Origin of the sequence: Rhizobium sp. CBN3 (assembly GCF_030518245.1) — a bacterium.
Taxonomy (GTDB): Bacteria; Pseudomonadota; Alphaproteobacteria; order Rhizobiales; family Rhizobiaceae; genus Rhizobium; species Rhizobium aethiopicum_A.
Genome location: NZ_JAULSE010000001.1, coordinates 408,276 through 431,469, shown reverse-complemented (window position 1 = coordinate 431,469; position 23,194 = coordinate 408,276). Strand labels below are relative to the sequence as shown.

General features: G+C 60.6%; 21 protein-coding genes. 16 read left to right on the top strand and 5 right to left on the bottom strand.

Features of this window, described 5'->3' with window-relative positions:
* Positions 1–88: 88 nt before the first annotated feature.
* Both QWJ46_RS02160 and QWJ46_RS02155 read right to left on the bottom strand, forming a co-directional pair.
* Positions 89–1,162 carry a hypothetical protein gene (locus QWJ46_RS02160; protein WP_302748819.1) on the bottom strand — a complete coding sequence of 358 codons (1,074 nt, stop codon included), beginning with the start codon at positions 1,160–1,162 and terminating at the stop codon, positions 89–91.
* A gap of 72 nt (positions 1,163–1,234) precedes the next feature.
* Positions 1,235–1,837: a thymidine kinase gene (locus tag QWJ46_RS02155; protein WP_302748818.1), complete on the bottom strand. Its 603-nt coding sequence runs from the start codon at positions 1,835–1,837 to the stop codon at positions 1,235–1,237.
* 236 nt (positions 1,838–2,073) lie between these two features.
* On the opposite strand from QWJ46_RS02155, the gene QWJ46_RS02150 reads away from it, so the two are divergent.
* From QWJ46_RS02150 to QWJ46_RS02125, 6 genes are all read left to right on the top strand, one after another.
* Positions 2,074–3,030: a choline ABC transporter substrate-binding protein gene (locus QWJ46_RS02150; RefSeq protein ID WP_184454074.1), complete on the top strand. Its 957-nt coding sequence runs from the start codon at positions 2,074–2,076 to the stop codon at positions 3,028–3,030.
* A 74-nt stretch (positions 3,031–3,104) separates the two neighbouring features.
* Positions 3,105–3,950 carry a choline ABC transporter permease subunit gene (choW, locus tag QWJ46_RS02145; RefSeq protein WP_088393198.1) on the top strand — a complete coding sequence of 282 codons (846 nt, stop codon included), beginning with the start codon at positions 3,105–3,107 and terminating at the stop codon, positions 3,948–3,950.
* Entirely contained in the window at positions 3,947–4,999 is a 1,053-nt protein-coding gene (gene choV, locus QWJ46_RS02140; RefSeq protein ID WP_064804161.1) for a choline ABC transporter ATP-binding protein, read from the top strand. Before choW ends, choV begins: the two co-directional genes overlap by 4 nt.
* A gap of 31 nt (positions 5,000–5,030) precedes the next feature.
* Positions 5,031–5,780 (top strand): HugZ family protein, encoded by a 750-nt coding sequence (locus QWJ46_RS02135; protein WP_184454072.1) that lies wholly within the window; start codon positions 5,031–5,033, stop codon positions 5,778–5,780.
* Between the two features lie 108 nt (positions 5,781–5,888).
* Positions 5,889–6,206: a helix-turn-helix transcriptional regulator gene (locus QWJ46_RS02130; RefSeq protein ID WP_064684394.1), complete on the top strand. Its 318-nt coding sequence runs from the start codon at positions 5,889–5,891 to the stop codon at positions 6,204–6,206.
* Positions 6,207–6,447: 241 nt separating this feature from the next.
* Positions 6,448–7,773 carry an aspartate aminotransferase family protein gene (locus tag QWJ46_RS02125; protein ID WP_064804165.1) on the top strand — a complete coding sequence of 442 codons (1,326 nt, stop codon included), beginning with the start codon at positions 6,448–6,450 and terminating at the stop codon, positions 7,771–7,773.
* A 78-nt stretch (positions 7,774–7,851) separates the two neighbouring features.
* On the opposite strand, the gene QWJ46_RS02120 is transcribed toward QWJ46_RS02125, so the two are convergent.
* Entirely contained in the window at positions 7,852–8,766 is a 915-nt protein-coding gene (locus tag QWJ46_RS02120; RefSeq protein WP_302748817.1) for an HD-GYP domain-containing protein, read from the bottom strand.
* 465 nt (positions 8,767–9,231) lie between these two features.
* Here QWJ46_RS02120 and QWJ46_RS02115 point away from each other — a divergent pair, with 465 nt between their 5' ends.
* Together QWJ46_RS02115 and ade are read left to right on the top strand one after the other, a co-directional pair.
* Complete coding sequence (locus QWJ46_RS02115) at positions 9,232–10,335, top strand: branched-chain amino acid ABC transporter substrate-binding protein (RefSeq protein WP_302748816.1); 1,104 nt, start codon at positions 9,232–9,234, stop codon at positions 10,333–10,335.
* A 115-nt stretch (positions 10,336–10,450) separates the two neighbouring features.
* Positions 10,451–12,148: an adenine deaminase gene (gene ade, locus QWJ46_RS02110; protein WP_302748815.1), complete on the top strand. Its 1,698-nt coding sequence runs from the start codon at positions 10,451–10,453 to the stop codon at positions 12,146–12,148.
* Positions 12,149–12,170: 22 nt separating this feature from the next.
* Here ade and QWJ46_RS02105 read toward each other — a convergent pair whose 3' ends face one another.
* A complete protein-coding gene (locus QWJ46_RS02105) occupies positions 12,171–13,892 on the bottom strand; it encodes an alpha-glucosidase family protein (RefSeq protein ID WP_302748814.1) in 1,722 nt (573 codons plus the stop codon).
* Between the two features lie 286 nt (positions 13,893–14,178).
* Here QWJ46_RS02105 and QWJ46_RS02100 point away from each other — a divergent pair, with 286 nt between their 5' ends.
* The 7 genes from QWJ46_RS02100 (at position 14,179) to QWJ46_RS02070 (ending at position 21,253) form a co-directional block, all read left to right on the top strand.
* Entirely contained in the window at positions 14,179–15,759 is a 1,581-nt protein-coding gene (locus QWJ46_RS02100) for a peptide ABC transporter substrate-binding protein (protein WP_302748903.1), read from the top strand.
* 48 nt (positions 15,760–15,807) lie between these two features.
* Positions 15,808–16,731 (top strand): oligopeptide ABC transporter permease OppB, encoded by a 924-nt coding sequence (oppB, locus tag QWJ46_RS02095; protein ID WP_184454058.1) that lies wholly within the window; start codon positions 15,808–15,810, stop codon positions 16,729–16,731.
* The gene (locus QWJ46_RS02090; protein ID WP_184454056.1) at positions 16,728–17,645 is read left to right on the top strand and encodes an ABC transporter permease; all 918 of its coding nucleotides are present in this window, start codon (positions 16,728–16,730) and stop codon (positions 17,643–17,645) included. Before oppB ends, QWJ46_RS02090 begins: the two co-directional genes overlap by 4 nt.
* Position 17,646: 1 nt before the next feature.
* Positions 17,647–18,648 (top strand): ABC transporter ATP-binding protein, encoded by a 1,002-nt coding sequence (locus tag QWJ46_RS02085; protein ID WP_302748813.1) that lies wholly within the window; start codon positions 17,647–17,649, stop codon positions 18,646–18,648.
* Positions 18,641–19,627 carry an ABC transporter ATP-binding protein gene (locus QWJ46_RS02080; RefSeq protein WP_302748812.1) on the top strand — a complete coding sequence of 329 codons (987 nt, stop codon included), beginning with the start codon at positions 18,641–18,643 and terminating at the stop codon, positions 19,625–19,627. Before QWJ46_RS02085 ends, QWJ46_RS02080 begins: the two co-directional genes overlap by 8 nt.
* Before the next feature lie 177 nt (positions 19,628–19,804).
* On the top strand, positions 19,805–20,146 hold the full coding sequence (locus QWJ46_RS02075) for a hypothetical protein (RefSeq protein WP_210630395.1): 342 nt from the start codon (positions 19,805–19,807) through the stop codon (positions 20,144–20,146).
* A 183-nt stretch (positions 20,147–20,329) separates the two neighbouring features.
* Positions 20,330–21,253, top strand: coding sequence for a sugar kinase (locus QWJ46_RS02070; RefSeq protein ID WP_302748811.1), 924 nt, complete (start codon positions 20,330–20,332; stop codon positions 21,251–21,253).
* An 84-nt stretch (positions 21,254–21,337) separates the two neighbouring features.
* On the opposite strand, the gene gstI is transcribed toward QWJ46_RS02070, so the two are convergent.
* Positions 21,338–21,529 carry a glutamine synthetase translation inhibitor GstI gene (gene gstI, locus QWJ46_RS02065; protein WP_184454046.1) on the bottom strand — a complete coding sequence of 64 codons (192 nt, stop codon included), beginning with the start codon at positions 21,527–21,529 and terminating at the stop codon, positions 21,338–21,340.
* A 431-nt stretch (positions 21,530–21,960) separates the two neighbouring features.
* Here gstI and QWJ46_RS02060 point away from each other — a divergent pair, with 431 nt between their 5' ends.
* Positions 21,961–23,001 (top strand): glutamine synthetase beta-grasp domain-containing protein, encoded by a 1,041-nt coding sequence (locus QWJ46_RS02060; protein ID WP_011426340.1) that lies wholly within the window; start codon positions 21,961–21,963, stop codon positions 22,999–23,001.
* Positions 23,002–23,194 lie beyond the last annotated feature (193 nt).

Below are 23,194 nucleotides of genomic sequence, written 5' to 3'. Positions count from 1 at the left end.
CATCCACATATGCGCTCGGTGAGCCGAGCACAACATGAGCCGCCCGATTTTTGCGAATGAAAGCAGCCCTGACTGTGCGCTTCACGGTTCAGGAGCGCAGGAAAGGCAGGCTGAAGCGGAAGGACCTGCGAGCGGGATCGATGAGCGGCGCTCCCGGCGTTTCCGGCGCCGGCTCGGCATAGGCCGGAAACTTTCCGGCGACGTCGACGTCGGCCCGGCTCTTGCGCCGCTCCAGATCCTGGGCGACCAGCATGCCCTTCTCGAACAGCCTGATCGGTGCTGCTATATCGGGGAAGAGCTCCGGCTTGATCCTGACCTTCATGCCCGGCCGGTCGGTATCGACCTGCGCCTGATAGATGATCAGCCGCTCCTCGACGTCGATCATCAGCTTGCGCAGCAAGACGTTGCAGGCACCGATCCGGCCATTCAACGAATCGACGAAAGCCTGGAACAGGCCGATGAAGCGCTCGCGCCGCTGGCTGTCGTCCCGCATCTCGTGCTCCTCCGCGGAAATTTGTTCGGCCTCTGCCTTCAACGCCCGCCGCTCTGCCTCCATCTGTTCCCAGTGCGCCCTGTTGCCATAGACGCCGATACGGCCCTGCGTCGTCAGTGCTTTGGCGTTGAGCTCCTTCATCTTCAGCCGGGCGATGTCGATAGAATCGACCAGCCGGCGCCGTTGCTCGACAATGCGCACGAGACCATGTTCGGCTATCTTGTGGCGTTCGATGATAGAGGTGCGCTGGCTCACGATCAGCCTGGCGAGCGCGTCCGATTTCGCCAGGAGATCGAGCAGCCGCTCGATGACAGGCGCCTCGCGCACCCGTTCGGTATACATGCGCCACATCCGATGGCGTGATGTCCAGCCGGCCATTTTCTCGCGCAGCGTCAATCCGCGGAAACTGTCGAGATCGGCCGAAACCTCTGCCGTCATGCGGTCCAACGTAAAGACCAGCTCGGCAAGCAACGCATCGAGCGCCGCGCCATCGGCGATATGGGCCTGGAATCGCGCATTCTGTTCGAGAAAAACCTCGTCAGCCGATCGTGTTTCTTCGCTGTCAAAGCCGCGGATGCAGGCTTCGCAATAGGCTCCCTCGGCCGCAATCTTTTCGGCAAGGCCGCCTGCGGCTTCGTACTGACTGTCGAATGGCGGAGCTTTGCGCACCTCATCCCTCCGGAGAATCTCCTGCCCAAGCTAGCCGCTCCAGACGCCGAAGAAAACCGGCCTGTCACCGCCTCACACCGGCTCGGCGATCCAGGCCCCGTTCATTTCGTCATCCCAGTGCTTGCGGCAGAGCGAGACATACTTCTCATTGCCGCCGACGTCGATCTGCGCGCCTTCGTGCAGCACCTTTCCCTGCGCGTCCAGCCGCACCACCATCGTCGCCTTACGCCCGCAGTGGCAGATCGTCCGCACCTCGCGCATTTCGTCCGCGATCGCCAAAAGCTCCTGTGAGGCCGGAAACAGCTTGCCCTGAAAATCCGTCCTCAGCCCGTAGACCATGACGGGGATGCCGAGCCGGTCGACGATGCGGGCAAGCTGCCAGACATGGAGAGGCGTCATGAAATGCGCCTCGTCGACGAAGACGCAGGAGATCGGCGCCCCTTCGCCGCTCAGCGTCATGACCAGCCGGAACAGATCCTCGTCCGGCTCGAAGGGAATGGCGCTCGCCTCCAGCCCGATCCGCGAGCCGATGACGCCGCGGCCGGCGCGCTCGTCGAAGGCGGCGATCAGCTGCACCGTCCGCATGCCGCGCTCCTGATAATTATAGGAGGCCTGCAGCAGCATCGTCGACTTGCCGGCGTTCATCGTCGAGTAGTTGAAATAGAGCTTTGCCATCCGATTTCTCCTTGATCGGTTTATTGAAAGCTCGGATTGGCAAAGAAAAGCCCCGCAACGGCGATAATCACAGGAATTGACGCCCAAAACCCGCCGAAAGCCGCGAAAACCCGCGACTGCGAAAAATCTGCAGACGTCGCAATCGCACCCGTCGATACGACGCAAACACACTGAGGTCGCTTGTCAAACTCGGCTATTGGTGATTGGCTTGGGGACCTAAAGACTGGGAGTCTAAAATGAAAACAACAAGCACATTCAAACTCGTCACTGCAACTGCCGTCGCCGCCCTCTCCGTTGCGACCGCCGCTTTCGCCGCCGATCCAGACAGCTGCTCCACCGTCCACTTCTCCGACGTCGGCTGGACTGATATCACCGCCACCACGGCGACCGCATCCGTCGTCCTGAAAAGCATCGGCTACCAGACCGACATCAAGGTCCTCTCGGTGCCGGTCACCTACACCTCGCTGAAGAATAAGGACATCGACATCTTCCTCGGCAACTGGATGCCGACACAGGAAAAGGACGTCCGCCCCTATATCGATGACAAGTCGGTCGAATCCTTCGGCCCCAACCTCGTCGGCGCCAAGTACACGCTCGCCACCAACGCCAAGGGTGCCGAGCTCGGCATCAAGGACTTCAAGGATATCGCCGCCCATAAGGACGATCTCGACGGCAAGATCTACGGTATCGAGCCCGGCAATGACGGCAACCGCCTCGTCATGGATCTGATCGAAAAGAACACCTTCGGCATGAAGGATATGGAAGTCGTCGAATCCTCCGAACAGGGCATGCTCGCCCAGGTCGCTCGCGCCGAAAAAGCAGGCAAGCCCGTCGTTTTCCTCGGCTGGGAACCCCATCCGATGAACACCAACTTCAAGCTGACCTACCTCACGGGCGGCGACGACGTCTTCGGTCCCGACTTCGGCGGCGCCAAGGTCTTTACCAATGTCCGCGCCGGCTACCTCGGCGAATGCCCGAATGTCGGCGCGATGCTGAAGAACCTGACGTTCTCCCTCGACATGGAGAACCAGATCATGGGCAAGATCCTCGATGACGGCAAGGAGCCGGAAGCTGCGGCTACCGAATGGCTGAAGGCCAACCCGTCGGCGCTCGAGCCCTGGCTCGCCGGCGTCAAGACCCGCGACGGCAAGGGCGACGCGCTGGCGGCCGCCAAGACCAGCCTCGGCCTTTGATCGCATGAACGGGGCGGCTCGCCGCCCCGCTTCATTTTTGTCCGATTGTTATTTTTTTCTGGATAGGCGCGCTCTTGAATTGGATCACCGACTCTAAGATTCCCATCGGCCCATTGGCCAAATCCTTCGTGGACTGGCTGACCTCGAATGGCGAATGGTTCTTCAACCAGCTTGCCTTTCTGCTGTCGCACGTCATCGACGGCCTGCTCTTCGTGCTGCAAAAGCCGCATCCGCTGATTGTCATCGCGGTCATTTCCGCCCTCGCCTTCTGGCTTCGGCGGTCGATCGCGATCACGCTCTTCACATGTCTTGGGCTGCTGCTCATCATGAACCAAGGATACTGGAAGGAGACGACGGAGACGCTCGCCCTCGTGCTCGCCTCCACCTTTGTCAGCATGGTGATCGGTATTCCGCTCGGTATCGCGGCCGCCCGCCGCGCCTGGGTCTACGCAGCCATGCGCCCGGTACTCGATCTGATGCAGACCATTCCGACATTTGTCTACCTGATCCCGGCGCTGATCCTCTTCGGCCTTGGAATGGTTCCGGGCCTGATCGCGACCGTCATCTTCGCAATCCCCGCTCCCATCCGGTTGACACGTCTCGGCATCATCTCGACGCCGCCCTCCCTTGTCGAAGCCGCGGTCGCCTTCGGCGCACGGCCGATGCAGGTGCTGCGCAAGGTCGAGCTCCCCTTCGCCGCGCCGCAGATCATGGCGGGCCTCACCCAGACCATTATGTTGTCGCTATCGATGGTAGTCATCGCCGCACTTGTCGGCGCCGATGGTCTCGGCGTGCCGGTCGTGCGTGCGCTGAACACCGTCAATGTCGCAAAAGGCTTCGAAGCCGGTCTCTGTATCGTCATCCTGGCGATCATTCTCGACCGCATGTTCCGCACGGCGGGTGAAGGAGACGGCGCATGACCGCGGTAAGCTTCAAGGATGTCAGTATTATCTTCGGCGACCGACCGGAAGCCGCCCTTGCCATGGCCGACCAGGGCAAAACGCGTGACGAGATCGGCGCCGCGACCGGCCTGGTGCTCGGCGTCGCCAATGCGTCGCTAACGATCGAGGAAGGCGAGATCCTCGTGCTGATGGGCCTTTCCGGTTCGGGCAAGTCGACCTTGCTGCGCGCCGTCAACGGGCTCGCTCCCGTGGTGCGCGGCGACGTCGCGGTCTCCACGACCACCGGCCTCGTCAACCCTTACAAATGCAATGCCAAGGCGCTGCGCGAACTGCGAACCCACACCGTCTCCATGGTGTTCCAGCAGTTCGCTCTCCTGCCCTGGCGCACCGTCGCCGAAAATGTCGGCTTCGGTCTCGAACTCGCCGGCATGCCTGAGGCCGAACGCAAGGCCCGCGTCGGCGAGCAGCTCGAACTTGTCAACCTGACGAAATGGGCGAACCGCAAGGTCAACGAGCTGTCAGGCGGCATGCAGCAGCGTGTCGGCCTTGCCCGCGCCTTTGCTACCGGCGCCCCGATCCTGCTCATGGACGAGCCGTTCTCGGCGCTCGACCCGCTGATCCGCACCCGCCTGCAGGACGAACTCCTGGAGTTCCAGCGGCGGCTGAAGAAGACCATTCTCTTCGTCAGCCACGATCTCGACGAGGCCTTCCGCATCGGCAACCGTATCGCCATCATGGAGGGCGGCCGGATCATCCAGTGCGGAACGCCACACGACATCGTCAAGAACCCCGCGGACCAGTATGTCGCCGACTTTGTGCAGAACCTCAATCCGATCAACATGCTGACCGCCGCCGACGTCATGCAGCCCGGCCTCGGCCAGACGGCCGCCGGCATGAGCGTCAGCGCCACGGCCCGTGCCGCGACCCCGCTCGTCGATGTCCTCGATGTACTCGCCCGCCAGCCGGGCAGCATCGGCATCGTGGAAAACGGTACTGTCATCGGCACCATCACCGCCCAGGATATCGTCGCCGGCCTCACGCGCCATCGCCGCAAGGAGGACGCTTGATGTTTTCGATCCGCTTTGCCACAAAGCGGGTATGAAAGATCAGCCCTCGCCCTTACGCGAAACCGACGACGAGGCCCGCAGGCTCGCCCGCGTGCTGTTGCGCTCCGCACGGTACGCGGCGATTGCCGTTCTCGATCCCGACACCGGTTTTCCCTTTGCCAGCCGTGTCCTCCTCGCCACCGATATCGACGGCGTCCCCGTCATCCTGGTTTCGAAACTTTCGGCTCACACAAAGGCGCTCGCAAGAGACCCGCGCGCCTCGTTGCTGACCGGCGAGCCCGGCAAGGGCGATCCGCTTGCCCATGGCCGGCTGACGACCCAATGCATCGCGGAGCCGATTGAGCATGGTCATCGGTTTCACGAGCGCATTCGCACGCGTTTCCTCGATCGCCATCCCAAGGCAAATCTCTATATCGATTTCCCCGATTTCCTCTTCTTCCGTCTCAAACCGGAGCAGGCGAGCCTCAACGCCGGCTTCGGTCGCGCCTACCATCTCGACGGCGGGGATCTCATCATCCAGTCGCCGGCAAACGAAGAGATCGCCGCTAAAGCGGCCGAAACAGTGCGAGATTTAGTAGAACGCCATCCCGATGTGGCGGGAGCCCTTGCAGCGCGCTTAAAAGCCCCGAAATCGGCTTCTTGGCGCATCTGCGGCATCGATCCGGCGGGTTTTGAGATCATTTCCGGCGACTTTTTGCTGCGATACGAATTCGAAACGCTCGCTGTGGATTCCGATCACATTTGTTCAAACATATCTAAAATAGCATACTCGATACCTTAAATTTAGGTATATACAATCTTCGAGCCCAGTTGCTAATTTTGCCGCGGGCTCCGGCAGACAGCCCTTACCAGATAGATGATGTACGTTTCGCATTAGGAAGATAACAATATGGAAACCCCCGATTTGGCTGACCACACGAATGTGGCGGCAGCCCTATTGTCAGCCATGGCCAATCCCAAAAGATTGCTGATCCTGTGCAGCCTGGTGAAGGGCGAAGTCGCCGTCGGCGTGCTTGCCACACAAGTCGGCCTCAGCCAGTCGGCGCTTTCACAGCACCTTTCGAAACTGCGTGCGCAGAAGCTGGTCAAGACCCGCCGCGACGCCCAGACCATCTACTATTCGAGTACTTCCGAGCCTGTCATGAAGATCCTGGCGACGCTCGAAGACATCTACCTCGTTCCGAGCAGAAGCAGATCCGCAGCCTGATGATAGCGCTGACATAAGCGTTGGCCGCTGCCGCGCCGAAGGAAGTGCTCACCGGAAGTCTCGGCAACGTATTCCAGCAGCTGAACTCAAAACGACCGGCAAATCTCGCGATTTGCCGGTTGTGCTTTTTTGTCGGGACATTTCTCGTTGACGCGTTGGGAAGCCCTGATAATTTGACCGGGCAGTAAAAATTCGAGCGACAAGCCCCCGGGAACGGGCCGCCAAGGGCCAGGAGAACAGCATGTCCAACCGCCTCAATGCACCGAACGATCTTCGTGCCTTTTGGATGCCATTCACGGCAAATCGCCAGTTCAAGAAGGAGCCGCGGTTATTCGTCGGCGCCAAGGACATGTATTATACCACCCATGACGGTCGTCAGGTGTTGGACGGCACGGCTGGCCTATGGTGCGTCAACGCCGGCCACTGCCGCCCGAAAATCACCGAAGCCATCCGCGAACAGGCGGGTGAACTCGATTACGCGCCGGCTTTCCAGCTCGGCCATCCCAAAGCGTTCGAACTGGCGAACCGCCTGGTCGATATCGCTCCGGAAGGCATGAACCACGTCCTCTACACTAATTCCGGTTCCGAATCCGTCGAGACTGCCCTCAAGGTGGCGCTTGCCTATCACCGCGTGAAGGGTAACGGTTCGCGTTTCCGCCTGATCGGCCGCGAGCGCGGCTATCACGGCGTCAATTTCGGCGGCATCTCCGTCGGCGGCATCGTCGCCAACCGCAAGATGTTCGGCACGCTCCTGACCGGTGTCGATCACATGCCGCACACCCACCAGCCCGGCAAGAACAACTTTACCCGCGGCGAACCTGAGCATGGCGGCGACATCGCCACCGAACTCGAGCGCATCGTCACGCTGCATGACGCCTCCACCATCGCCGCCGTCATCATCGAGCCGGTGGCGGGCTCCACCGGCGTTCTGATTCCGCCGAAGGGCTACTTGCAGAAGCTGCGCGAAATCTGCACCAAACACGGCATCCTTCTGATCTTCGACGAAGTCATCACCGGTTTCGGCCGTCTCGGCGCCCCCTTCGCCGCGCAATATTACGACGTCAAGCCCGACATGATCACCACCGCCAAGGGGCTGACCAACGGCGTCATTCCGATGGGCGCCGTGTTCGTCACCTCCGAAATCCATGACGCCTTCATGAACGGGCCGGAGCACATGATCGAGTTCTTCCACGGCTATACCTATTCCGGGAACCCGATCGCTTCCGCCGCAGCCCTCGCCACGCTCGACACCTATAAGGAAGAAGGTCTGCTCACCCGCGCCGCCGAGCTTTCGGATTATTGGGCCGACGCGCTGCATTCGCTCAGGGACTGCCCCAACGTCATCGACATCAGGAACACCGGCCTGATCGGCGCAATCGAACTCGACCCGATCGCCGGCGAACCGACGAAGCGCGCCTTCACCGCCTTCCTGAAGGCCTATGAGAGCGGGCTTCTGATCCGCACCACCGGTGACATCATCGCACTCTCCCCGCCGCTGATCATTGAGAAACAGCATATCGACGAGCTCTTCGGCAAGCTGCGGACCATCCTTCAGAACAACATCTGAAGACGCCCACGAGGCCCTCTACCAAAGACCCGCAATGGACAATGTTCTCGCGGGTCTTTTCGTCTGAAAATGCAAACCTCAGCTCACAGAAGCGACGGAAAGGCAGAGGGCGAACTTTTTCAGGAGCTGGCGATCGAAATGCCCCTCGGCGCCGAACATCCATTTCAGTGCCTGGCTGGCACTCCACGGCGCCTTATATGGCCGCACAGAGGTAATGGCGTCATACACATCGCAGATCGTGGCCATCCGCGCGTGGAGGCTCACCTCGCTGGCTGGCAAGCTGCGCGGATAGCCTTTGCCGTCGATGCGTTCGTGATGATTGAGGCAAACGTCGAGAACGATGTCCGACATGCCCTCCTGCTGCGACAGGATCGCGTGCCCCTTCTCCGGATGGCCCCGAAGCAAGCCGATTTCATCCTTTTCCAGAGGCCCTGCCTTGTTCAGCACCTCAAGCGGAACTTCAAGCTTGCCGACATCGTGCAGCAAACCCGCGGTGCCAAGCATCTGAATCGTATGCTCGTCGAGTGCGAGATGGCGGCTGAAAAGGATCATCAGCGCGCTGACCGAAATGGAATGCAGGAAGGTTACCTCGTCCTTTGATTTCAGGCGCGTGACGCTCAGAAACACCGCAGGGTTCTCATCCATCGACTTGGAGACGGACGAGATCACCGGCGCCACGTGATCTATGCTGATTCCATCGCCGTTCCGCAACTTTGCGAAAGCCTCTTCCAACAACGGCACTGATTTCTGAACGGTCTCGCGCGCGGCTTGAATGTCGATCTCGACGTCACGGCTCGGCGGGCCGTTGGTATCGAGCCCCTTGCTGGTATTGATGACGACGCCGGCAGTGCCGCATTTACGAATTTTTGCAGCATCAATCTCACGCCGCAGGGAAAATCTGCGCTTGGACAAAAACGGATCCTGCCACAGACCCTCGATAACCTCCACAAACATTCCGATACACACCTGACCGGCGTCGATACGCTTGAGCATCAGATCTCTGTTTCCCGATAGGTCTATCTAATTCTTTGTATAGTTCTCTTTTTCAATGCGGCGGTATTCGGGGTCTCCTGGATACTACTGCCATTGGCCAAACTAACGGTTAATAGGAAAGTTAAAGACAACCTTATGGATGTGATTTTGTCCGGAGGCAGGTCGTGACCATTCGCCGCCTCGCCTCTGAAAACCACGGAAAAACGAAGGAAATGATCCGTTCCGACTGAGTTTTCGGCTGGATCGGCCGAATTTTTCTTCCATTTTGTTATGAACTTGCGCAATCTCATCAAAATTTCTAGAAATCTTGCCATGAGCCCTCCCCGAGTCAAACATGGCCGGCGGGTTCGCTGATCGCACCGTTACCGATCGTCCTTGGCGCAGCCTCTGGAGGCTGTTGAATGATCGGGAAAGCCGGCGCGGCACATCATCGCGGGTCGACGACCCCATCCAAGGAGACAGACAATGACCCTCAAGACATTGACGGCGACCCTCGTCGCGTCACTCGCCTTTGCGCCCTTTGCTCATGCCGATATCACCATTGGCCTGATCGCGCCGCTGACCGGTCCCGTCGCCGCCTACGGCGACCAGGTGAAGAACGGCGCTCAGACTGCCGTCGATGTGATCAATAAGAAGGGCGGCATTCTCGGTGAGAAAGTCGTGCTGGAACTGGCCGACGATGCCGGCGAACCGAAGCAAGGCGTTTCCGCCGCCAACAAGGTTGTCGGCGACGGCATCCGCTTCGTCGTCGGTCCGGTGACATCGGGCGTTGCGATCCCCGTGTCGGATGTTTTGGCTGAAAACGGCGTGCTGATGGTCACCCCGACCGCAACAGCTCCCGACCTCACCAAGCGCGGCCTCACCAACGTGCTGCGCACCTGCGGCCGCGACGATCAGCAGGCCGAAGTCGCCGCCAAATACGTGCTGAAGAATTTCAAGGACAAACGCATTGCCATCGTCAACGACAAGGGCGCCTACGGCAAGGGTCTTGCCGACGCCTTCAAGGCGACGCTGAATGCCGGCGGCATCACCGAAGTCGTCAATGACGCGATCACCCCTGGCGACAAGGATTTCAGCGCGCTCACCACCCGTATCAAGTCCGAAAAGGTCGACATCGTCTATTTCGGCGGCTACCACCCGGAAGGCGGCCTGCTCGCCCGCCAGTTGCATGATCTTTCCGCCAATGCGATGATCATCGGCGGCGACGGCCTCTCGAACACCGAATTCTGGGCGATCGGCACCGATGCGGCAGCAGGCACGCTGTTCACCAATGCTTCCGATGCCACCAAGAACCCTGACTCCAAGGCTGCCGCCGAAGCGCTTACCGCCAAGAACATTCCGGCCGAGGCCTTTACGCTCAACGCCTACGCCGCGGTCGAAGTTCTGAAAGCCGGCATCGAAAAGGCCGGCAGCGCCGAGGATGCGGAAGCCGTCGCGGCTGCTCTGAAGGGCGGCATGGAGGTTCCGACCGCCATCGGCAAGCTCACCTACGGCGAGACCGGCGACCTGACCTCGCAGAGCTTCTCGCTCTACAAGTGGGAAGGCGGGAAGATCGTCGCTGCGGAATAAACCAAGATATAGAGATTGCGACCGGGCGCTATAAGCGCCCGGTTTCGTTTGTGGCATCGCATGTCGCTGCAGATCGGTTATAAGTTCCGGAATCGGTTGCAATGTGAGCGGTGCCATGACCAGCAGACTCGAACGACTCATCGACCAGGGTGTGGGCCGTGTCCCCGCCGACATCGTGCTGAAGGGCGGCAGCTTCTTCGATCTCGTCACCGGCGAAATCGTCCGCTCCGACATCGCCATCGGCGCCGACCGCATCGTCGGCACCGCGGGCGACTATGCGGGCGAGACCGAGATCGACATCTCGGGCAGGACAGTTGTTCCGGGCTTCATCGACACACATCTGCACATCGAATCCTCGCTGGTGACGCCGCACGAATTCGATCGCTGCGTCTTGCCCTATGGCGTCACCACCGCCATCTGCGATCCGCATGAGATCGCCAATGTGCTCGGTGCCGAGGGCATCGAATTCTTCCTCGAATCCGCGCTGGAGACGATCATGGACATCCGCGTCCAGCTCTCTTCCTGCGTGCCGGCAACGCATCTTGAAACTTCGGGCGCCGACTTGCCGATCGAGCGCCTGCTGCCCTTCCGCGATCATCCCAAGGTGATCGGCCTTGCCGAGTTCATGAATTTCCCCGGCGTGATCCACAAGGATCCCGTCTGCATGGCCAAGCTCGACGCCTTCCAGGCCGGCCATATCGACGGCCATGCGCCGCTGCTTTCCGGCAACGACCTGAACGGCTACCTCGCAGCCGGCATCCGCACCGAGCACGAGTGCACGACCGCCACCGAGGCGCTGGAAAAGATTCGCAAGGGCATGCACATCTTGGTGCGCGAGGGTTCGGTCTCCAAGGACCTCGCCGCGCTAATCCCCATCATCACCGAGCGGCTTTCGCCTTACCTCGCGCTCTGCACCGACGACCGAAATCCGCTCGATATCGCCGAACAGGGCCATCTCGATCATATGATCCGCACGGCGATCGCGAGCGGCGTCGAGCCGCTCGCGATCTATCGTGCCGCCTCGATCTCTGCCGCCCGCGCCTTCGGCCTTAGAGACCGCGGCCTGGTGGCGCCGGGCTGGCGCGCCGATCTCGTGGTTCTCGACAGCCTGCAAAGCTGCCGTGCAGAGATGGTTTTTTCCGCCGGCCGCCGCGTCACCGACGGACTTTTTGCCACGCGCAAACCGGTCGCCCCGATCGGTCTCGACAGCGTCAAGGCCCGGCCGGTCAATGCCGCCCATTTTGGAGTGCCGGTCGCCGAGGGCGAAACATCGGTCATCGGCGTCATGCCGGGCAAGATCATCACCGAGCATCGCCGCTACCGCCTGCCTGCCAAGGGTAACGAGACGACGGTCGATCTAACCAACGACATCATCAAGGTCGCCGTCATCGAGCGCCACGGCAAGAACGGCAACCATGCCAATGGCTTCGTCCAGGGCTTCGGCCTGAAGAAGGGTGCGATCGCCTCCACCGTCGGACATGACAGCCACAATATCTGCGTCGTCGGGGTCGATGAGGATGACATGGCGCGCGCCGCAAATCGCCTCGGAGAGATCAAGGGCGGCTTCGTCGTTGTTGAGGATGGCAAGATCACCGGCGAAATCGCCCTACCCGTCGCCGGCCTGATGAGCATCGAGCCTTACGAGACCGTGCGCGACACGCTGCACCATCTGCGCCAGGCCGCCTTGGCACTCGGCGCCACGCTGGAAGAGCCCTTCCTCCAACTGGCCTTCCTGCCGCTGCCCGTCATCCCGCATCTGAAGATTTCCGACCGCGGCATGGTTGACGTGGACAAGTTCGCGCTGATCGGGTGAGTAGCGCCGGGGTTGGGAGTGCTTACTGCCAGGCCTCGGGCAATTCACTCTCAACAGGTTTCGCAACGGGCACCTTCCCGAGCAGCTTCGCGAGCCTACCAACCCGCGCACAAAACCCGTCCAGCGCCGCAAGCGTCACCGCTCCGGCACCCTCCACAGCCTCGTATCCCGGCATGACCAACGGCTCTCCGAACACCATGCCGTCAGGCAGGCGGAATTCCGCCGGTTTGCGCGTCAGGTTGAAAACGAACAGCAGTTTCTCTCCGTCCTTTTCGCGGGTGAAGGCGAGCAGATCCTGATTGGTGCCGATGAAGGTCATCTCGCCGTCGATCAGCGCAGGATGGCTCTTCCGGAAGGCGAGCGTCCGGCGGTAGTGGTGCAGCACCGAGCTGTCGCTATCCTCCTGCGTATCCACGGAAAGCGCAGCCTGCTCGTAAGGCACCGGCAGCCAGCTCTTTTCAGCCGAGGTAAAGCCCGCATGCGCCTTGCCGGCCTCCCACGGCATCGGCGTGCGGCATCCGTCGCGGCCCTTGAAGGCCGGCCAGAAACGGATGCCGTAGGGATCGCGCAGATCCTCGAAGGCAAGCTCCGCTTCCGGCAGTCCGAGCTCTTCGCCCTGATAAAGGCAGATTGAACCACGCAGCGCCGCAAGTACGGAGATCGCGAGCTTGGCGATAACAGGCCGCTCCTCCTCAGCAAGTGCAAACCGGCTGACATGACGCATGACGTCATGATTGGAGAAAGCCCAGCAGACCCAGCCGTCGGTCACCGATTTCTGGAAGGCTTCGACGCAGCCGCGGATATGCGCGGCGGTAAAATCGGGCCCCAGCAGATCGAAGGTGTAGCACATGTGCAGCTTGTCGTCGCCGCTCGTATAGGCGGCGACCGTCTTCAGCGAGCGCGCGCCATCGCCGACTTCGCCGACGGTCGTGCGATCTTCATAGCGGTCGAGCAGCGCCCGAAAGCGCTTGAGGAAGCCGATATTTTCCGGCTGCGTCTTGTCGTAGAGGTGGTTCTGCATGCCATAAGGATTGGTGTCGGGCGCATCGAGGCCCCCATCACTGGTATCGGGCTCGTGCGGCGGATTGCTTCTGAGCTCTCTGTCGCAGAAATAATAGTTGACCGTGTCCAGCCGGAAGCCGTCGACACCGCGGTCGAGCCAGAACTTCACCGTCTCCAGCACCGCCTCCTGCACTTCTGCGCTGTGAAAATTGAGGTCAGGCTGCGAAGTCAGGAAATTGTGCTGGTAATATTGCCGGCGCACGCCGTCCCATTCCCAGCCCGGGCCACCGAAGATCGACAGCCAGTTGTTCGGCGCCGTCCCATCCGGCTTCGGATCGGCCCAGACATACCAGTCCGCCTTCGGATTGCTCCGGCTCGCCCGGCTCTCGATGAACCAGGGATGTCGGTCGGAGGTGTGCGAGATCACTTGGTCGATGATCACTTTGATGCCGAGCCTGTGCGCCTCGGCCATCATCTCGTCGAAATCGGCGAGCGTGCCGAAGATTGGGTCGACGTCGCAATAATCGGAAACGTCGTAACCCATGTCGGCCATCGGAGACTTGAAGAAGGGCGAAAGCCAAATCGCATCGACACCGAGGCTGGCGATATGCGGCAGCCGGCGGGTGATCCCCTTGAGATCGCCGAGCCCATCGCTGTTGGTGTCCTGAAACGAGCGCGGGTAGACCTGATAGATCACCGCTCCGCGCCACCAGTCCGCATTCCCGCCTGCCTGCAATGCCATCGGCTACGTCTCCTACCTTGTTCGCGCTCGCCACACTAAAGCGGACGAAACAAAAGACAACCATGTGAAGCCGTTATCAATGGAGCCGAAACCGCCGCGACGCTTCGTCGCGATCCAACAAGAGGGAGCCGTATATAGGCTTGTCCACAACCGCAAACGAGCCTCCGGATTTGGGGTTGCAACGCAAAGCCTTTGCGATAAGGTGCGCACTGACCTGCACGTAAGAGGTCGAAAATCGGGAACAAATGTCTAATAAAGGCGCAAAGCCTAGAAAGGTGGACCCATGATGAAGCAGTTCACGAAAAAATTTCTCGCTTCCGCAATGCTTGGCACATTACTGGCGTTTTCGGCGCACGCGGCGACGCTCAACATCCACAATGGTGGCGATCCGCAATCGCTCGATCCGCAGAAACTTTCCGGCGACTGGGAGAATCGTATTGCCGGCGATATTTTCGAAGGCCTCGTCACCGAAGACGCCAAGGACAATCCGGTCCCCGGCCAGGCCGAAAGCTGGACCATTTCGCCTGACGGCAAGGTCTACACGTTCAAGCTCCGCGACGGCATCAAGTGGTCCGATGGCCAGCCGGTAACGGCAGGAGACTTCGTCTTCGCCTTCCAGCGCCTCGTCGACCCGAAAAACGCCGCCGACTACGCCTATCTGCAGTTCACCATCAAGAACGCCGAAAAGATCAACAAGGGCGAGATCACCGATCTCAGCCAGCTTGGCGTCAAGGCGATCGACGACAAGACGCTCGAAATCACCCTGGAAAATCCGACTCCCTATTTCCTCAATGCGCTGATGCACTACACGGCCTATCCGCTGCCGAAGCATGTCGTCGAGGCGAAGGGCCAGGATTGGGTCAAGATCGGCAACATCGTCACCAACGGCCCCTATAAGCCGGTCGAATGGGTTCCCGGCTCGCACGTCACAACGGTCAAGAACGACCAGTGGTACGGCACCAAGGACCTGAAGATCGACGGCGCCAAGTTCTTCGTGCTCGAAGACCAGGAAGCGGCGCTGAAACGCTACCGCGCCGGCGAATTCGACATCCTCACCGACTTTCCCACAGACCAGTACGAATGGATGAAGAAGAACCTGCCGGGCCAGGCGCATGTCGCCCCCTTCTCCGGCCTCTATTATTACGTCGTCAACTCGCAGAAGCCTCCTTTCAGCGACAAGCGCGTCCGCCAGGCTCTCTCCATGGCGATCAACCGCGAAGTGATCGGCCCGCAGATCCTCGGCACCGGCGAGCTTCCGGCCTATTCCTGGGTTCCGCCAGGCACTGCCAATTACGGCGAGCCGGCCTATGTCACCTGGAAGGACCTGCCTTACAAGGACAAGGTCGCCGAGGCCAAGAAGCTGCTTGCCGACGCAGGATTCGGCCCAGATAAGCCGCTCCACGCGGTCCTCAGCTACAATACCAATGACAACCACAAGCGCATCGCCGTCGCAATCGCGTCGATGTGGAAGCCGCTCGGCGTTGATGTCGAGCTCGTCAACGCCGAAACCAAGGTGCATTACGACCAGATGCAGCGCGGCCAGGTGGAAATCGGCCGTGCCGGCTGGCTTGCCGATTACAACGACCCGGACAATTTCCTGAACCTCCTGGTGACGGGCGTGCAGATGAATTACGGCCGCTGGTCCAATCCTGAATATGACAAGCTGATCAAGGACGGCAATGCTCAGACGGACCTCACCAAGCGCGCCGAAATCTTCAAGAAGGCCGAGCAGCTGGCGCTTGATGAATCCGCCGCCCTGCCGATCTACTATTACGTCTCGAAGAATGTCGTTTCGCCGAAGATCGAAGGCTTCGTCGACAACATCCAGGACATCCACCGCACGCGCTGGCTGTCGATGAAAGAGTAAGGGAAAACGGTCCTTCCCGCACACTGCGGGAAGGACCGGCCCACGACCATGATCAAATACGCTCTCCGTCGCCTGCTGTCGACGATCCCCGTCATGTGGATCGCCGTGACAGCCTCGTTTTTCGTCCTGCGCCTCGCTCCCGGCGGCCCCTTCGATGGCGAAAGGCCATTGCCGCCGGTCATCCTCAAGAATCTCGCGGCCCACTACAATCTCGACAAGCCGCTGATCCAGCAATACCTGCTCTACGTCGGAGATCTGCTCAAGGGCGATCTCGGCCCCTCCTTCTCCAGCGAGGATTTCAGCGTCGCCCAGCAGATCATGATCGGTCTGCCCTATACTTTCACGATTGGCACGGCCGCTTTCCTGCTCGCCATCCTCGTCGGCGTGACCGTCGGCTGTCTCGGGGCGCTCTACCAGAACAAGACGCCGGACTACATTCTCGGCAGCCTCATCCTGATCGGCGTCGTGCTGCCGAACTTCCTGATCGCGCCGATCCTGCAATTGATCTTCGGCATCCACCTCGCCTGGTTTCCGGTCGGCGGCTGGGGTGACGGCTCGCTCAAATTCCTCGTGCTGCCGATCGTCGTTCTGGCCCTACCGCATGCCGGGCGCATCTCGCGCATCACCCGCGGCTCGATGATCGAGGTGATGAACCAGAACTTCATCCGCACCGCCAAGGCCAAGGGCATCGGCCCGCGGCTGACGGTGATGCGCCACGCGCTGAAGCCTGCATTGATGCCTGTCGTCTCCTATCTCGGACCGGCTGCAAGCTACCTTCTCACCGGCTCGCTGGTTGTCGAGAGCATCTTCGGATTGCCCGGCATCGGCCGCTACTTCGTCAATGCGGCGTTGAACCGCGACTACGGCATGGTTCTCGGGACGGTCATCTTCTACATGGTGCTGATCGTGTTCCTGAACCTTCTCGTCGATATCGCCTATGCGTGGCTCGATCCGAAAGTGAGAAACCGATGATCCTCAATCCCGCAAAACGCGAGCTGCTCGCAGAGGAGCTTCTGCAGGCCGAAGGCCTGGCGCCAGAAGGCCGTTCGCTCACCAGGGATGCGCTCCGCCGCCTGGCGCGCAACAAGGCGGCAGTGCTGTCAATCGTCGTCCTGGGGCTGCTGATCCTCGCCGCCTTCCTCGGCCCCTGGTTCATTCCCTTCAACTACGAGGACCCGGATTGGGCGGCCTTCCGCATCCCGCCTTCGATCGAGACCGGCCATTATTTCGGCACCGATCCGAACGGCCGCGACCTTCTCGCCCGGGTGCTCTATGGCACCCGCGTCTCGCTGGCCGTGGCGCTGACGGCAACCGTCGTCTCTGTCGTCATCGGCGTGCTCTATGGCGCGATATCGGGCTATATCGGCGGAAGACTGGATGCGATCATGATGCGCTTCGTCGACATCATGTACGCGCTTCCTTACATCCTCTTCGTCATCCTGCTGATGGTGATCTTCGGCCGCAACGTCTATCTGCTCTTTGCCGCGATCGGCGCGCTGGAATGGCTGACCATGGCCCGTATCGTCCGCGGCCAGACGTTGTCGATCAAGCATCGCGAATTCATCGAGGCGGCGCGTGCCTCCGGGCAGCGGCCGTTCAAGATCATCGTCAAGCATATCATCCCGAACCTCGTCGGGCCGGTGGTCATCTTCGCGGCGCTGACCGTGCCTGAAATCATCGCCACGGAAAGCTTCCTCTCCTATCTCGGCTTCGGCGTGCAGGAACCGCTGACCTCGCTCGGCACGCTGATCGCCGAAGGAACCGACGCCATGGAAAGCATGCCCTGGCTGCTGATCTTCCCGGCAAGCTTCCTCGTCGCCCTGCTGCTCAGCCTGCTTTTCATCGGCGACGGCCTGCGCGACGCGTTCGACCCGAAGGATCGATAGAATGCTCCAAGAAAAAGACATCCTGCTCGAACTCAAGGATTACTCGATCACCTTCGCGACGCCCGACGGCGAGGTGAAGGCGGTCTCCAACATGAACCTCACCGTCCGGCGCGGCGAGCGCATCGCCATCGTCGGCGAGTCCGGCTCCGGCAAGAGCCAGACCTTCCTCGGCATCATGGGCCTGCTTGCCAAGAACGGCAGGACGACAGGACAGGCGCTGCTCGAAGGCAAGGACGTGCTGTCGCTGAAGTCGCGCGAGCTCGACCAGATCCGCGGCAAGGACATGGCCATGGTCTTCCAGGACCCGATGACGGCGCTGAACCCGTCGCTGAAAATTTCCCGACAGCTGACGGAACAGCTGGAGGTTCACCGCGGCCTGACGGCGCGCGCGGCATCCGACGCTGCCCTCGACATGCTGAAGCGCGTCGGCATCCCCGACCCGACGCGGCGCTTCCACCTCTATCCGCACGAACTCTCCGGCGGCATGCGCCAGCGCATTGTCATCGCCATGGCGCTGCTCACCAAGCCGAAGCTCCTGATTGCCGACGAGCCGACGACGGCGCTCGACGTCACTATCCAGGCGCAGATCCTCGATCTCTTCAACGATCTGACGGCGGAGATGAACACAGCGCTCATCATGATCACCCACGATCTCGGCGTCGTCGCCGGCCTCGCCGACCGCGTCGCCGTCATGTATGCCGGCCGCATTGTCGAGGAGGCGCCTGTCGATGAACTCTTCGATAGTCCCGCCCATCCCTATACGGCGGCGCTGCATGCCTCAATCCCGCGGCCGGACCAGGATGTCGACCACCTCGTCGTTATCCCCGGGCGCCCGCCGAACCTGCAGCACCTGCCGAAGGGCTGCAATTTCTCGCCGCGCTGTTCGCAGGTCCAGGACGATTGCATCGACCGTCCTCCTCCCCTCGAACCGTTGGCGACGCGCCACTGTGCGGCCTGCTACCATCCGTTTCCGCGCCGTGAGGAGTTGCTGAACCATGGCTGATCGATCGCTGCTGAGGGTCGAAAACCTCACCACCCAGTTCGAACTGCCGGCGAAAGGCCTCTTCAAGCCGCCGGTCTTCCTTACCGCCGTCAACAATGTCAGCTTCGATCTCGCCGAAGGTCGCACGCTCGGCGTCGTCGGCGAATCCGGCTGCGGCAAATCCACGCTTGGCCGTTCCATCCTGCGGCTGTTGAAATCGCAGAGGGGCCGCATCCTCTGGCAGGGCCGCAATCTTCTCGACCTGTCGGAGGAGGAGATGCGCGCCGCGCGCCGCGACATGCAGATCATCTTCCAGGATCCGATCGCCTCGCTCGACCCGCGCATGACGGTCGGCGACATCATCGCCGAGCCGCTCACTGTCTTCGAAACGAAGCTTTCGAAGGCCGAGCGTACCCAGCGCGTGCGCGAAATCATGAGCGCCGTCGGCCTAGTGCCTGAGATGATCAACCGCTATCCGCACGAGTTCTCCGGCGGCCAAGCGCAACGCATCGGCATTGCGCGTGCGATCGTCACCAAACCGAAACTCATTGTCTGCGATGAGCCGGTTTCGGCCCTCGACGTTTCGATCCAAGGCCAGGTCATTACGCTCCTGCGTAGGCTGCGAAAGGAGTTCGGCCTGACGCTGATCTTCATCAGCCACGACCTCTCCGTCGTGCGCCTGATCTCCGACGACGTGCTGGTGCTCTATCTCGGCCGCGTGGTGGAATCAGGCGACTGCGCTACCGTCTTCGATCATCCCGCCCACCCCTATACGCAGGCGCTCTTTTCCGCAGCCCCGATCCCGGATCCGAAGCTCGCGCGCCTGCGCACCCGCATCCGCCTGCAGGGCGACCCGCCCTCGCCGCTCAACCCGCCGAAAGGCTGCGTCTTCTCTCCTCGCTGCTGGAAGGCGACCGACATCTGCCGGACCGAAATGCCGCCGACCGAGGAGGTTCGTCCCGGCCAGAAGGCCGCCTGCTATCATATGGACAGGCCGTGAATGGAACGAAGGCCGCATGAAGCGGCCTTCGCTTTTTCCAAACGCTTGTCACGTTCCCTTCGCGGCGAATCGGCCAAAACACAGATACTTCGGAATCTATGGCCTCCGATAACAAAGATTTAGATGCGAATATGTTATCCCCATCCTCGCCTAATCATGGGCTTGGGGAACGCATCTATGAAATCGAAACTATCCGGATTGATCGCGCTTGCAGCCGCGATCATTGCCACCTCCGCCGTATCGTCGTATGCCGAAGATCTGAAATTCCAGCTCACCAACGGGACCAATTCCGTCCTGACGCGCTTCTACAGCTCGCCGACCGGCGTCAACAACTGGGAAGAAGACGTCTTCGGCGAGGATGTCCTCAATCCGGGCGAGACCGTGAACATCACCATCGCCGACGGCCGCACCGTCTGCAAATACGACATGCGCTTCGAATTCGACGAAGACTCGAACCTCGACACCACCGAAGACACGCAGGACCTTTGCGCGCTCGGCAGCTACACCATCCACGAATAAACACCTTCGCGCTCGCCGCCTTCGCTTGCCCGCGAAGGCGGCTTTCGGTTCCTTGTCCCAATGGCGCTCGCAATATCGACGCTTGTCACTCCGCCCGGCTCCGCGTATCAGCGGATGAAGCGTTAATTCAAAGCGATAGAGCGGCCTGTTGCATCAGCGGCGCTCCGATGCCGGGAGGACAAGGTGAACGGAAGACGGTTTCTGTCGATCGGTGAATGCATGGTGGAGCTCTCGCAGGCCGGCGACGGCCTGCTGCGCAAGGGCTTTGCCGGCGATACCTTCAATACCGCCTGGTATGCCCGCGCTTGCCTCGGCCCCGACTGGTCGGTCGATTATTTCACCGCGCTCGGTGACGACGCCATGTCGGACGAGATGGCTGCCTTTATCGCCGGAGCGGGTATCGGCACGAATCTCATCCGCCGCATCAAGGGCAAGACGCCCGGCCTCTACATGATCAACCTGAAGAACGGCGAACGCTCCTTCAGCTATTGGCGCGACAGTTCGGCCGCCCGCAGCCTGGCTGCTGATCCGGATCATCTGCGCGAGGCGGTGGAAAGCGCTGAAGTCATTTATTTCTCCGGCATCACCCTTGCCATCCTGCCGCAGGAGGATGCCGCAACGCTGCTCTCCGAAATCCGCCGCGCCAAGGCAGCCGGCAAGCTCGTGGTTTTCGACCCCAACATCCGTCCACGCCTGTGGTCGAGCTACGATGTGATGCATACGACGATCAGCGAAGGCGCTCGCTCCTCCGTGCTCGTCATGCCGAGCTTTGACGACGAGGCCGCTCATTTTGGTGACGATTCCATCGAGGCGACCATTCATCGCTACCGCGCGCTGGGCGCTCTCGATATCGTGGTCAAGAATGGCGCGGACGGTGTCAACTTGAATTTCGGCGGCGAGGAGACCTTCGTTCCGGCCGAAAAGGTCAAGAAGGTCGTCGATACCACGAGCGCCGGCGACAGTTTCAACGGCGCCTTCCTCGCACGATATCTTGAGAGTCAGGACGCGCCGGCAGCCGCCCGCTTCGCCGCAGGCGTGGCGGCTCGCGTCGTCAGCGAGCATGGGGCGTTGGTTGCAAGAGAAAAACTCGGGTTGAGCGGTCGCTGAACCCGCGCATGACGATCGCGCAGGTGTGCCATGCGCGGGCGCTCCCCGCTTTATCGGCATTCTTCCCCGTCAAGGGCGTAAAAATCAGGACTTCGTCGGCCGATCCGTCTCGCGAACCGCCTCGTCATGATACCAGCAGCTGTCGAGCGCTGCGTCGCAGACATCAGCCGCCTCGCGCTCCATCAGCTTGGCGCGTTCGAACCGGTTTGCGGCCCGCGTCGGTTTGACAGGAAACTGGTAGATCGTCGCGGATTCACGATGGAAACCGGTGGGCATGAGATCGCCTCCATTCCGTTCGGCGCATCGATATCAGGACTGCGACCATAGCATGATGCACATAGTTTATGCAAATTGCACAAAATATATGCATGAAGTAACTATGATTGATCCATATGCTGTCTACGACTGAAGCTTCCGCCTATTTGTTCAACACTTCACCATTTCGAACTAACGCCCAAATTTTCATCCGGTTCCGAGGCAGGAAACATCTTTATCCTCCTGATGAATCAGCCTTCGATCGTTCAAACGGGCTTCTTTCGAGAAAGGGAAAAGTGCGGATCGACCGGCCGATTTAAGATTTTTCTTTTGTCGGCAATCAAACTGGCACGCTACGTGCTTCGATAGGTGCATCCCCTGGCGGTCGGATGCGTTTGCGCGCCCAGATCGTCTCCGGGTTTGCTCACCTTCGTCGCATTGAGAGAGTCACGATGACAAAATATAAGCTCGAGTATATTTGGCTCGATGGGTACACCCCGGTACCGAACCTGCGTGGCAAGACGCAGATCAAGGAATTCGACGCATTCCCGACGCTGGAACAGCTTCCGCTCTGGGGCTTCGACGGCTCGTCGACGATGCAGGCCGAAGGCCGCAGCTCCGATTGCGTGCTGAAGCCCGTCGCCATCTATCCCGACCCGGCCCGCACCAACGGCGTTCTCGTCATGTGCGAAGTCATGATGCCCGATGGCGTCACGCCGCACCCGAGCAACGCCCGCGCCACCATCCTCGACGACGAAGATGCCTGGTTCGGCTTCGAGCAGGAATATTTCTTCTATCAGAACGGCCGCCCGCTCGGCTTCCCCGAGCAGGGTTATCCGGCTCCGCAGGGCCCCTACTACACCGGCGTCGGCTATTCTAATGTCGGCGACGTCGCCCGTGAAATCGTCGAAGAGCATCTCGATCTCTGCCTCGCTGCCGGCATCAACCACGAAGGCATCAATGCCGAAGTGGCCAAGGGCCAGTGGGAATTCCAGATCTTCGGCAAGGGCTCCAAGAAGGCCGCCGACCAGATCTGGATGGCGCGCTACCTGCTGCAGCGCCTGACCGAAAAATACGGCATCGACATCGAGTATCATTGCAAGCCGCTCGGCGACACCGACTGGAACGGCTCGGGCATGCACTGCAACTTCTCGACCAAGTACATGCGCGAAGTCGGCGGCAAGGCCTACTTCGAAGCGCTGATGGCGCAGTTCGAAAAGAACCTGATGGACCACATCAACGTCTACGGTCCCGACAACGACAAGCGCCTGACCGGCAAGCACGAAACCGCTCCGTGGAACAAGTTCTCCTACGGCGTTGCCGACCGTGGCGCTTCGATCCGCGTGCCGCACTCCTTCATCAAGAACGACTACAAGGGTTATCTGGAAGATCGCCGCCCGAACTCGCAGGGCTGCCCCTATCAGATCGCTTCGCAGGTTCTGAAGACGATCTCGGAAGTTCCGCTCGCCGGTTCGGCTTCTGCTGCCGCCTAACCTCCCAAGCGGCGCCGGTCTCCGACCGGCGCCGTCATTCTTTCTTTCTGAAATGATGATCGGCCGCTGACATATTTGCGCCGATCGGACCGCTAAACGCCTGAAAACACTGGCAAGCGGCTGTAATATTTCCATCATGGTCATGCCTCAAAATAGGCAAGCGGGAATCGCCGTTCCGGAACCCCGCTTTGGG

What these genes read in the sequence shown, in the direction of transcription:
- QWJ46_RS02155 (WP_302748818.1), bottom strand. Translation starts at nt 1,837, where the DNA reads ATGGCAAAGCTCTATTTCAACTACTCGACGATGAACGCCGGCAAGTCG.
- QWJ46_RS02150 (WP_184454074.1), top strand. Translation starts at nt 2,074, where the DNA reads ATGAAAACAACAAGCACATTCAAACTCGTCACTGCAACTGCCGTCGCC.
- choV (WP_064804161.1), top strand. Translation starts at nt 3,947, where the DNA reads ATGACCGCGGTAAGCTTCAAGGATGTCAGTATTATCTTCGGCGACCGA.
- QWJ46_RS02135 (WP_184454072.1), top strand. Translation starts at nt 5,031, where the DNA reads ATGAAAGATCAGCCCTCGCCCTTACGCGAAACCGACGACGAGGCCCGC.
- QWJ46_RS02130 (WP_064684394.1), top strand. Translation starts at nt 5,889, where the DNA reads ATGGAAACCCCCGATTTGGCTGACCACACGAATGTGGCGGCAGCCCTA.
- QWJ46_RS02125 (WP_064804165.1), top strand. Translation starts at nt 6,448, where the DNA reads ATGTCCAACCGCCTCAATGCACCGAACGATCTTCGTGCCTTTTGGATG.
- QWJ46_RS02120 (WP_302748817.1), bottom strand. Translation starts at nt 8,766, where the DNA reads ATGCTCAAGCGTATCGACGCCGGTCAGGTGTGTATCGGAATGTTTGTG.
- QWJ46_RS02115 (WP_302748816.1), top strand. Translation starts at nt 9,232, where the DNA reads ATGACCCTCAAGACATTGACGGCGACCCTCGTCGCGTCACTCGCCTTT.
- ade (WP_302748815.1), top strand. Translation starts at nt 10,451, where the DNA reads ATGACCAGCAGACTCGAACGACTCATCGACCAGGGTGTGGGCCGTGTC.
- QWJ46_RS02105 (WP_302748814.1), bottom strand. Translation starts at nt 13,892, where the DNA reads ATGGCATTGCAGGCAGGCGGGAATGCGGACTGGTGGCGCGGAGCGGTG.
- QWJ46_RS02100 (WP_302748903.1), top strand. Translation starts at nt 14,179, where the DNA reads ATGAAGCAGTTCACGAAAAAATTTCTCGCTTCCGCAATGCTTGGCACA.
- oppB (WP_184454058.1), top strand. Translation starts at nt 15,808, where the DNA reads ATGATCAAATACGCTCTCCGTCGCCTGCTGTCGACGATCCCCGTCATG.
- QWJ46_RS02090 (WP_184454056.1), top strand. Translation starts at nt 16,728, where the DNA reads ATGATCCTCAATCCCGCAAAACGCGAGCTGCTCGCAGAGGAGCTTCTG.
- QWJ46_RS02085 (WP_302748813.1), top strand. Translation starts at nt 17,647, where the DNA reads ATGCTCCAAGAAAAAGACATCCTGCTCGAACTCAAGGATTACTCGATC.
- QWJ46_RS02080 (WP_302748812.1), top strand. Translation starts at nt 18,641, where the DNA reads ATGGCTGATCGATCGCTGCTGAGGGTCGAAAACCTCACCACCCAGTTC.
- QWJ46_RS02075 (WP_210630395.1), top strand. Translation starts at nt 19,805, where the DNA reads ATGAAATCGAAACTATCCGGATTGATCGCGCTTGCAGCCGCGATCATT.
- gstI (WP_184454046.1), bottom strand. Translation starts at nt 21,529, where the DNA reads ATGCCCACCGGTTTCCATCGTGAATCCGCGACGATCTACCAGTTTCCT.
- QWJ46_RS02060 (WP_011426340.1), top strand. Translation starts at nt 21,961, where the DNA reads ATGACAAAATATAAGCTCGAGTATATTTGGCTCGATGGGTACACCCCG.